7 protein-coding genes and 5 pseudogenes are annotated in these 9,268 nt (G+C 49.5%); 6 read left to right on the top strand and 6 right to left on the bottom strand.

Translation table 11 applies throughout. The features are described from left to right. The 5 pseudogenes from F0Q32_RS26205 to F0Q32_RS18250 all read left to right on the top strand — a co-directional run. Positions 1–82 (top strand): annotated as a pseudogene (locus F0Q32_RS26205) (reverse transcriptase); the annotation flags it as partial. An 80-nt stretch (positions 83–162) separates the two neighbouring features. Beyond that, positions 163–351: pseudogene (locus tag F0Q32_RS18270) on the top strand (DDE-type integrase/transposase/recombinase); the annotation flags it as partial. A gap of 272 nt (positions 352–623) precedes the next feature. After that, positions 624–1,700 (top strand): annotated as a pseudogene (locus F0Q32_RS18260) (IS110 family transposase). 16 nt (positions 1,701–1,716) lie between these two features. Then, a pseudogene (locus F0Q32_RS18255) lies at positions 1,717–1,993 on the top strand (IS3 family transposase); the annotation flags it as partial. A gap of 114 nt (positions 1,994–2,107) precedes the next feature. After that, positions 2,108–2,260: pseudogene (locus tag F0Q32_RS18250) on the top strand (resolvase); the annotation flags it as partial. A 27-nt stretch (positions 2,261–2,287) separates the two neighbouring features. Here F0Q32_RS18250 and fghA read toward each other — a convergent pair. The 6 genes from fghA to F0Q32_RS18220 all read right to left on the bottom strand — a co-directional run bounded on the left by fghA (position 2,288) and on the right by F0Q32_RS18220 (position 6,694). Then, positions 2,288–3,124, bottom strand: a complete 837-nt coding sequence (fghA, locus tag F0Q32_RS18245) for an S-formylglutathione hydrolase (RefSeq protein ID WP_012561110.1) — start codon at positions 3,122–3,124, stop codon at positions 2,288–2,290. Positions 3,125–3,188: 64 nt separating this feature from the next. Then, positions 3,189–3,587 carry a VOC family protein gene (locus F0Q32_RS18240; protein WP_012561111.1) on the bottom strand — a complete coding sequence of 133 codons (399 nt, stop codon included), beginning with the start codon at positions 3,585–3,587 and terminating at the stop codon, positions 3,189–3,191. A 43-nt stretch (positions 3,588–3,630) separates the two neighbouring features. After that, complete coding sequence (gene frmA / locus F0Q32_RS18235) at positions 3,631–4,740, bottom strand: S-(hydroxymethyl)glutathione dehydrogenase (protein WP_017384070.1); 1,110 nt, start codon at positions 4,738–4,740, stop codon at positions 3,631–3,633. Between the two features lie 34 nt (positions 4,741–4,774). After that, entirely contained in the window at positions 4,775–5,050 is a 276-nt protein-coding gene (gene frmR, locus F0Q32_RS18230) for a formaldehyde-responsive transcriptional repressor FrmR (RefSeq protein WP_017384071.1), read from the bottom strand. 113 nt (positions 5,051–5,163) lie between these two features. Next, a protein-coding gene (locus F0Q32_RS18225; RefSeq protein ID WP_223479951.1) for an IS1 family transposase occupies positions 5,164–5,861 on the bottom strand; the annotation gives its coding sequence in 2 pieces (ribosomal slippage) (positions 5,164–5,612 and positions 5,612–5,861; 699 coding nt in all). Between the two features lie 536 nt (positions 5,862–6,397). Beyond that, a complete protein-coding gene (locus F0Q32_RS18220; protein WP_017384073.1) occupies positions 6,398–6,694 on the bottom strand; it encodes a helix-turn-helix transcriptional regulator in 297 nt (98 codons plus the stop codon). An 858-nt stretch (positions 6,695–7,552) separates the two neighbouring features. Between F0Q32_RS18220 and F0Q32_RS18215 the strand changes: the two genes are divergently transcribed. Beyond that, the coding region (locus F0Q32_RS18215) for a P-loop NTPase fold protein (protein WP_223145807.1) at positions 7,553–9,268 on the top strand (1,716 nt) is incomplete at its 3' end.

Here is a 9,268-nt window from a genome sequence, read left to right as displayed (position 1 = left end):
TAATCCCTATCTGAGGACGGAGAACAGAAACACGTATACATCGCGCTTTACAGAAGTGGCAATGGCGTTCGCCAGCATTTAAATGGAGAGCCGGATGCGCTGAAAGGTGCACGTCCGGTTCGGGGAGGAGAGGCAGGGAAATAGTCCGACTACGCCCTGCCTCTTACTCTACTCTGGACGGGTAAGCGCTGGGCGTACCTCGCCGTTGTTCTCGACCTGTTCGCAAGAAAACCAGTGGGCTGGGCCATGTCGTTCTCGCCGGACAGCAGGCTCACCATGAAAGCACTGGAAATGGCATGGGAAACCCGTGGTAAGCCCGTCGGGGTGATGTTCCACAGCGATAGTAATAATGCCGATGTCAGTCTTTACCACCACTTAGTTTGCCGTTTAACCAGATTGGTGTGATTACTGATGCAGTGAAGACCTTCCCGCATCCTGACTCACACAGCGATCGACCTTTTGTGTCCTGCCCTGGACCCGTCGGTTGCCGGAAGCGCCTTCATGCGAGGCATCTCCTCACCGATGCGCGTGACTCAAGAAGGGCCTGACGGCTTGTCTCGTTACTGTCCTGTCCAGGTTATCTGTCTGGAGATTCAACTCTGTTTCCTCACAGGAGCTCTGTCATGGTTGATAAAGTTACCGAAGCTGCCGTTGTGGGTGGCGTGGATACACATAAAGATTTGCACGTTGCCGCTGTCGTAGATCAGAACAATAAAGTCCTTGGGACTCAGTATTTCTCCACAACACGACAAGGTTACCGGCAGATGCTGGCATGGATGACCTCGTTTGGGACATTAAAGTGAATTGGTGTTGAGTGCACAGGTACCTATGGTTCCGGTTTGCTTCGTTATTTTCAGAACGCCGGGTTAGAAGTTCTTGAGGTGACTGCTCCAGACCGGATGGAGCGACGCAAACGGGGTAAAAGTGACACAATTGATGCTGAATGTGCCGCTCATGCAGCATTCTCAGGCATCAGGACAGTTACTCCCAAAACGCGTGATGGCATGATTGAGTCCCTGCGGGTATTAAAAACTTGCCGAAAAACAGCAATATCAGCCCGCAGAGTCGCTCTCCAGATTATCCATTCAAATATTATCTCTGCCCCGGATGAATTACGTGAACAGCTCAGAAATATGACGCGCATGCAGCTCATCAGGACCCTGGGTTCCTGGAGACCTGATGCCAGTGAATACCGCAATGTAACCAACGTTTATCGCATTTCATTAAAGTCCCTTGCCCGACGCTATCTCGAGTTACATGACGAAATCGCTGATCTGGATGTCATGATTGCGGCAATTGTCGACGAGTTGGCACCTGAGCTGATTAAACGTAATGCTATCGGATACGAAAGCGCTTCACAGTTGCTGATCACTGCCGGAGACAATCCTCAACGGTTAAGATCAGAATCAGGATTTGCGGCACTGTGTGGTGTCAGCCCGGTCCCCGTTTCTTCTGGAAAAACGAACCGTTACCGACTTAATCGTGGTGGAGATCGTGCTGCAAATAGTGCACTTCACATCATCGCCATCGGACGCTTACGAACTGACGCAAAAACAAAGGAATATGTCGCCAGGCGTGTAGCCGAAGGACATACAAAAATGGAAGCGATACGCTGTCTAAAGCGATATATCTCCCGCGAAGTTTACACGTTACTGCGCAATCAAAACAGGCGGATCAACAGTATCCCGATAACAGCTTGACTCTTAGAAGGGCGTCCAGGGCAGCCAGTACGGCAGTGACGACTGGCAGCGCTTCTACCGGGCCAATAACCTGGCGCCGAGCATGAGCCGGCGTGGCAACTGCTGGGATAATGCGGTGGCCGAATCGTTCTTCAGTTCGCTGAAAAAAGAACGGATCAGAAAACGCATATATAAAACCAGGGATCTGGCCCGGGCGGATCTTCGATTACATTGAAGTCTTCTATAACCGGTCCCGGCGCCACAGCCACCTCGGCGGCGTCAGTCCGGAGGCCTTCGAACAGGCCTCGTCGTGAGGACAGGATTTGTCTACAGGCGTGGGGTCAGTCCAAACTATAGGGCAGGATCGTCTACCGGGGCGGGGTCAGTCCATCAACGGCTCGGAAGTGTCTAGATTATCCGTGGCTATTCACCGGGGCAAACAGGCCGATCAGGAACGACATAAGAAAGTTCTGTATTACCGACAGGTCAAGAAACTGAGCATAAGAGAAACTGCTGAAGCCACCAGTTACAGTACATCTCAGGTCTGCAGGGTTCAGGCCCTGTTCAGGCCTGAAAATTAAGCACATTTTCTGAGGCTGGAAATCAACTCATGCTGACAGCCTGAGCCTGTTGGCATGGTAAGCAATGTGCTCACCAATAAAGCTGGAAATGAAATAATAGCTGTGGTCGTATCCAGTATGATATCGGAACGACGCATTGAGGTTCATCTCATTGCATACTCTCTCAAGGATTTTGGTGCGCAGTTGCTCTTCATAAAAGGCGTCACTCAGCCCCTGATCAATGAAGATTTCTGGTAATTTTTCACCCTGTAAAATGAGGCTGACTGGATCGTAGGCTTCCCACGTTTTTCTGTTTTCACCCAGGTAAGCGCTAAATGCCTGTTGCCCCCATGGCACCTGAGAAGGCGATACTATCGGGGAAAATGCTGATACGCTCACATATTCACCAGGATTTCGCAGAGCCAGCACCAGAGCACCCAGCCCTCCCATAGAATGACCGGATATAGATTTTCTTGCCGTTGCAGGAAAATGATTCATGACGACATCCGGAAGCTCTCTGAGAATATAGTCATACATCCTGTAATGAACATTCCACGGCTGTTCCGTCGCGTTCAGATAAAAACCGGCCCCCTGGCCAAGATCGTAACTGTCGGCATCCGGGACATTATTACCCCGGGGACTGGTATCCGGGACAACAACGATGACGTTATGCCGGGCTGCATAATGCTGCATACCTGATTTGGTGATGAAATTCTGCTCAGTACAGGTCAGGCCCGACAACCAGTATAGTACCGGCAGTTTTTCTGTTACTGCTTTGGGAGGAAGATACACACCGAAATTCATTTCACAATTAAGGGATTGTGAATAATGCCGGTACACGTTTTGCCAGCCGCCAGAGCTGGCATGCTGCTCAATGAGTTCCATCAGCCGTTATCTCATGGTTATTTCCCCTGACCGAAGCCAGGGGAAGTATCTTTAAATCCGGACGTCAGATAAACGTATACGCCGTGATTTTGTTACCCGCCGGATCCCGCAGGTAGGCAGCATAGGCCCCGGGAAGGTGACCACGCGGGCCAGGTTGACCTTCATCAGCTCCACCGGCGGCAAGGCCGGCAGCATGGAAAGCATCAACCTCTTCCGGGGTGGCAGCAGCGAAGCCGACAGTCACCCCGTTAGCGGAAGGTGCTTCACCGTTGCCCGGACGGGCAATGATAAATGCCGGCTTTTCGCGGCCATAGAGTACCCAGCCGTTGCCAAACGGGCCGAGGTTATTGATACCAAGCGTGCCCAGGACGACATCGTAAAATGCGGAGGATTTCTCGACATCGGCTGCGCCAATGAACACATGAGAAAAGATGCCGTCACCAGAAATTACCGGAGTTGTCATTTTCCACTTCCTTCAGTTTGAGTTGATTAAAATTCTGATGGGATCAGTAATGAATCACTGTCCGGATAGATTTGCCTTCATGCATAAGCTCGAAGGCGTCATTGATTTCATCCAGTGTCATCGTATGGGTTACAAATGGCTCAAGGTCAATATCCCCCTTCATGGCATCCTCGACCATACCGGGGAGCTGAGTGCGGCCTTTTACTCCGCCAAACGCGGAACCTTTCCATACGCGCCCGGTGACCAGCTGGAAAGGACGGGTGGAAATCTCCTGTCCGGCCCCTGCGACACCAATGACAACGGACTGCCCCCACCCACGGTGAGCACTTTCCAGCGCTGCACGCATGACGTTAACGTTACCGATACATTCAAAGGTATGGTCAATACCCCACTTGTTGATATCCAGCAGAACATCTTTAATCGGTTTGTCATAATCATTCGGGTTAATGCAGTCAGTGGCCCCGAACTGACGGGCCAGGTCAAATTTTGTCGGATTAGTATCGATAGCGATAATACGTCCCGCTTTTGCCTGACGGGCCCCCTGTACCGCAGCCAGACCAATTGCCCCCAGACCAAAAATGGCAACTGAATCGCCCGGCTGCACTTTAGCCGTGTTATGGACGGCGCCAATACCGGTAGTCACGCCACAACCCAACAGGCAGACGTGTTCATGGTTCGCCTCCGGGTTAATTTTTGCCAGAGAAACCTCGGCCACAACGGTGTATTCACTGAATGTGGAACATCCCATGTAGTGGTAAAGAGGCTGACCGTTGTATGAAAAGCGAGTGGTCCCGTCAGGCATCAGTCCTTTGCCCTGAGTCTCGCGAACCGATACACAGAGGTTCGTTTTACCGGACTGGCAGAATTCACACTCCCCGCATTCAGCGGTGTAGAGCGGAATAACATGGTCACCCGGCTTCACACTGGTGACGCCTTCACCAACTTCAACGACGATACCGGCTCCCTCGTGGCCGAGAACCACCGGGAAAACGCCCTCAGGGTCATTCCCTGAGAGGGTAAAGGCATCGGTATGGCAGACACCTGTGTGGGTGTTTTTAATCAGCACCTCGCCTTTTTTAGGCGGAGCAACATCAATTTCAACAATCTCCAGGGGCTTCCCTGGTGCAAATGCAACAGCGGCACGTGATTTCATACGTAATATATCCTCAATGTAATAATGGCCTCACCTATTTAAGATAGGCACGAACCAGCTCAATCGTATCGTCAACTGATTTACTGACTTCATGACTGTAGCTGTCATTCTGGTCAAAGGTTTCCCGTATGTGGCTCTCCAGCACCTCTGCCATCAGTCCGTTAGCGGCGCCCCGGACGGCGGCGATTTGCTGGAGAACGGAACGGCATTCAGCGCCACTTTCAAGTGCTCTTTCCAGAGCATCAATCTGACCCCGGATACGGCGAACCCGGGTTAGGACCTTTTTTTTCTCTTCAGGAGTACTGGGCATTGCTTACCTCACTGCTCTGTATTTCTTATACTATAGGGGAGTATTACATTAAGATCAACACATACCCCACTATAGTATAATAAATATATCAGAGCACCGGTAATGACTCCAACTTACTGATAGTGTTTTATGTTCAGATAATGCCCGATGACTTTGTCATGCAGCTCCACCGATTTTGAGAAAGACAGTGACTTCCTGCCCAGCCTTGCCAGATGCTGCCTCAGATTCAGGTTATGCCGCTCAATGCGCTGCGTATATCGCTTGCTGATAACGTGCAGTTCTCCCTTCAGGCGTGATTCATAAAGCGGCCAGCCATCCGTCATCCATACCACGACCTCAAAGGCCGACAGCAGGCCCAGAAGACGCTCCAGCGTGACCAACGTGCGTTCACCGAATACGTGCGCCACAACCGTCCTCCGTATCCTGTCATACGCGTAAAACAACCAGCGCTGGCGTGATTTAGCGCCGACGTAACCCCACTGTTCGTCCATTTCCGCGCAAACAATAACGTCACTGCCCGGTTGTATGCGTGAGTTTACCGACTGCGGCCTGAGTTTTTTAAGTGTCGTAAAATCGTGTTGAGGCCAACGCCCATAATGCGTGCACTGGCGCGACATCCGACGCCATTCATGGCCATATCAATAATTTTCTGGTGTGTACCGGGCTGAGAGGCGATGTAAGTGAACTGTAGCTGCCATGTTTTACGGCAGTGAGAGCAGAGATAGCGCTGATGTCCGGCAGTACTTTTACCGTTACGCACCACGCCTTCAGTAGCTGAACAGGAGGGACAGCTGATAGAAACAGAAGCCACTGGAGCACCTCAAAAACACCATCATACACTAAATCAGTAAGTTGGCACCCTTACCCTGTATAGGTACTCTCTGTTTTTCGTGGCCTGCCTCGCCCACGAATTTCGCCAGTCATGACTTTGCTCCTGCATTTTATTAACGGAAAAGAATAAGTGATTTTGCGCGGAGGCTTCAATCAGTTTATCCCCGGCGGTGACGAGGTGGCCACCTATGCCGACTGGACAGGGGACTGACTATTGCCATAACGCCATCGCAGGTTGCTTCAGTAAACCTGCTAATCCCGTACAATGGCGAATTCGCTATATCCGCTTCTCGCACTTAGCTGCCATAAATCGGCCAGGCAATCACAGGTCATTTCTGTCTCGCAAAGAAGGTGCCGTTTCTGCTTTGCGTTGACACCCCTAAATATTAGAATTAAAAGGAGAGAGTTACTGGAAAAAGGCAGCGGAGGCAGTGACAATCGTGGCTTGAAGCCACTACTCGATGGATGCGGACATGTAGTTGGCGTCATTCGACAAAACTAGCAAACTTCTAATAGTCACCATTTCTCCCGTCTGGCGGGAGTGCTGTCAAATGCCCCCCTCATCTCTGTGTGGGAAATGAAGGGTGAAGGGGAAATAGATGACAGCGTTATTTCTACGCCCAGAATACTGAATACCTTGTACAGACGATCAATACTGGCGCTAGCAGGGTTTGCTTCCAGGCGGGCATAGGTTTGCTGCGTTACGCCAAGCCTCTCAGACACATCTTTTTGCGTGAAGCCCTTGATTTTGCGAAACCCGATTAGCACAGGTCTGAGCTGGTTCAGCGTTTTTATCGGGAACTGATTATTCATAAGTGACCTGCCTCGCAGACTGAGTAGGGAGTACCGCCCTGTAATACAGCAGGTAAGGTGTATTTTGTGTTATACAGACTATAGGCTGTAAAACCTTTATTGAAAAGATGCTGATGTTCCAGGGGCATGCCGAGCATGGACGATTTTCTGCGGGGCGGTATTTCGCTACGGGGGAGATTGCGTTCGGGCAATGTACCGGTGTAAAAAACGTCAATTTTTCAAAACCGCTGTTATCGGGATAAGCTGAAAACTCCGAAGGCAGACACAGCCACGAATAATGTCAGACTTAAGCTCTGTAGCTGTCTTCTTTTGCCTGTAAATAACGTCTAGTTTGACTCTGATGAAGGCTGTACCAGGCAGAGAACATGTCACTCTCGGGGCCGGATGATAAAATGTGTTCAACTGGCTGGGCAGGGTAATAGCGAAGAACGTTCTCTGAAATTCGATTCAGCTCAGCGTAACGTGCGCTGTAGGTATGTATAATCCATTGCATCAATTTTGCATCCGTATTATTCGCAGATTACACACAAGAAGCTTAACAATGGCTGAAAGAGTGAGCAGGGATATGTAACAAAAACAAGGGCTTCAAGATGAACTGGATAAAACCGGAGCAGAGCAAGCCCTGTTCCGGTTTGTCAGGCTTTGGAATTTCTTCCAGGCCCCTGCAGCTAGTCACAACAAACACATTAATGTTTTCATTGCTTCAATTCAATATTATTGTGTGAAAGGGATTCCATCGAAATCGGCTTATGCATGCTTAAAACTAAACTGCCCCGGCTGCAGTCATTTGGTTGCTGTGGGCTCTGTACTGTGTCTAATAGTGAAAGAATCTTACGTTATAACGAAGGAAATTGCTGAATGACTCTACGATTGCAGACGGAATCACCCGCTGACCAGGATATGTTTAGAGGCAGCAGTCATGAAAAAGTTGCAGAGAATGTGGCTCAGATCATCAGGACACCTGATGTCAATATTATTGGTCTGGAAGGTGAGCTGGGTTCAGGTAAGTCAACAATATTGAAGTTCCTGCAGAAAAAGCTTAAAGATGATTTTACGTTCATTAACTTTGATGCAGAACGTTACCATCATGGCTCAACTAAAAAAGCGCTTATCGATGTCATCCACCACGGGGTCAGCCTACAATGTCCGGGCTCCCGGGATGTGTTGGATAAGTATAAAAATCTGGCTCTGGGTAACATCGTTGAATACGACAAGAGGGTCAGCAGCAGGCTAAGCTGGTTGACCGTCGTTTTTATTTTACTGTCATTGCTTTCCGTGCAGATGCTTCGTTATGTGCTAACAGACCTTAATCAATATTTTACTAACAAGGAGTCATTATTAGGGTGGCTTTTTTATGTTGAGGTGGCCGCGTTTCTTTCTCCTGCCATTATGGTCGCAGGACTGGCATGCCTGCAGAACATGGAATGGTACAGAAAGAAAGGGTATTCGAGTATTGGTGATTTGTTCAAACGCAACAGTACTGACAGGATTGAAGAGACTTGGCTAGTTAATAAGGAGGTCGGAGCTATTGAGCTGGCTGAAGCTCTGCAGGGATTTACCTCCAAAGAGGTCATTTCCCATGGAGATCGCTTCATCCTTATCATTGATAATCTGGACCGAATCAGTGCAGACAAAGTGAAAGAGCTCTGGAGTGATATGGAGCTTATTGCCGGAGCCACTCATGAACACTTCAGGATAGTGGTGCCCTATTCGGCAAGACAGGTTTCAGCCTCACTTTCTGTGGCGGGTTTCAGCGGGCGTGAGTTTATTGCAAAGCGGATTCCTGTAAGTTTTCAGGTTCCTCCTCTTATTTCGGCAGGATGGCAGGAAGCGTTAAGGCAGTACTGGAAAGAAACAGTAAATGAGGATGCAGGGATAGCGTGCCGGGAAGCAACGGTGTTGCTTGAGCGCTGGAAACCCTCTGAGTATCCTCGTATCACACCGCGATTAATGAAGAAGTTTGTTAATGATATTCATATTCTGAACCTTACCGTTCCTGCAACAGAAGATCATCGCCATATTCTTATTGCTCTCTACTTACTGGTGGTCAGATACGGGGAGCGAGATATTAAAGTATTACTTCGCGATCCCAAAGCTAGTCAGACCGAACCCGGTATTGCTCCGGATGATTTTGACGAGATGCTCTCGCTAACTTATCAACAAATATCCCGAATTTTTAATAACGATACAGAAAGATGGAGCGAATTTCTGATGAGCATCCACTATCAGTCCACGGTGGAGCTTGCCAGGAGCGAGTTGCTTGATACGCCTCTTAAAGACGCGATTGGTGCTATAAATATCCCACGGCTTGAAGAACTGACGGCCTTGTGGGGTTTCGCTGAAGCATGGCAGCGAGTGGCACCACATATTCAGATGCGAGACTGGCTGGTTTCTTATAGCCGGATGGATGAGAAGTGTCAGGCTCTCGCCGAACCGCAACTCAAAGTCGCAGTGCAAATGCTGAATCAGAGTTATGCTGTTTCACTCAGAGAAAAGAATGATGAAGGTTTCGTATTGAGTCTGCAGAAACTGATGGCTGACGGGCGGATAAGCCTAGGGAAGGTGCGAACAAGT

Source organism: Pseudocitrobacter sp. 73 (assembly GCF_008369545.1).
Taxonomy (GTDB): Bacteria; Pseudomonadota; Gammaproteobacteria; order Enterobacterales; family Enterobacteriaceae; genus Pseudocitrobacter; species Pseudocitrobacter vendiensis.
The sequence above is the reverse complement of the archived record's forward strand: the minus strand, read 5'-3'. Positions and strand labels throughout refer to the sequence as shown.

What these genes read in the sequence shown, in the direction of transcription:
- frmA (WP_017384070.1), bottom strand. Translation starts at nt 4,740, where the DNA reads ATGAAATCACGTGCCGCTGTTGCATTTGCACCAGGGAAGCCCCTGGAG.
- fghA (WP_012561110.1), bottom strand. Translation starts at nt 3,124, where the DNA reads ATGGAACTCATTGAGCAGCATGCCAGCTCTGGCGGCTGGCAAAACGTG.
- F0Q32_RS18220 (WP_017384073.1), bottom strand. Translation starts at nt 6,694, where the DNA reads ATGAATAATCAGTTCCCGATAAAAACGCTGAACCAGCTCAGACCTGTG.
- frmR (WP_017384071.1), bottom strand. Translation starts at nt 5,050, where the DNA reads ATGCCCAGTACTCCTGAAGAGAAAAAAAAGGTCCTAACCCGGGTTCGC.
- F0Q32_RS18240 (WP_012561111.1), bottom strand. Translation starts at nt 3,587, where the DNA reads ATGACAACTCCGGTAATTTCTGGTGACGGCATCTTTTCTCATGTGTTC.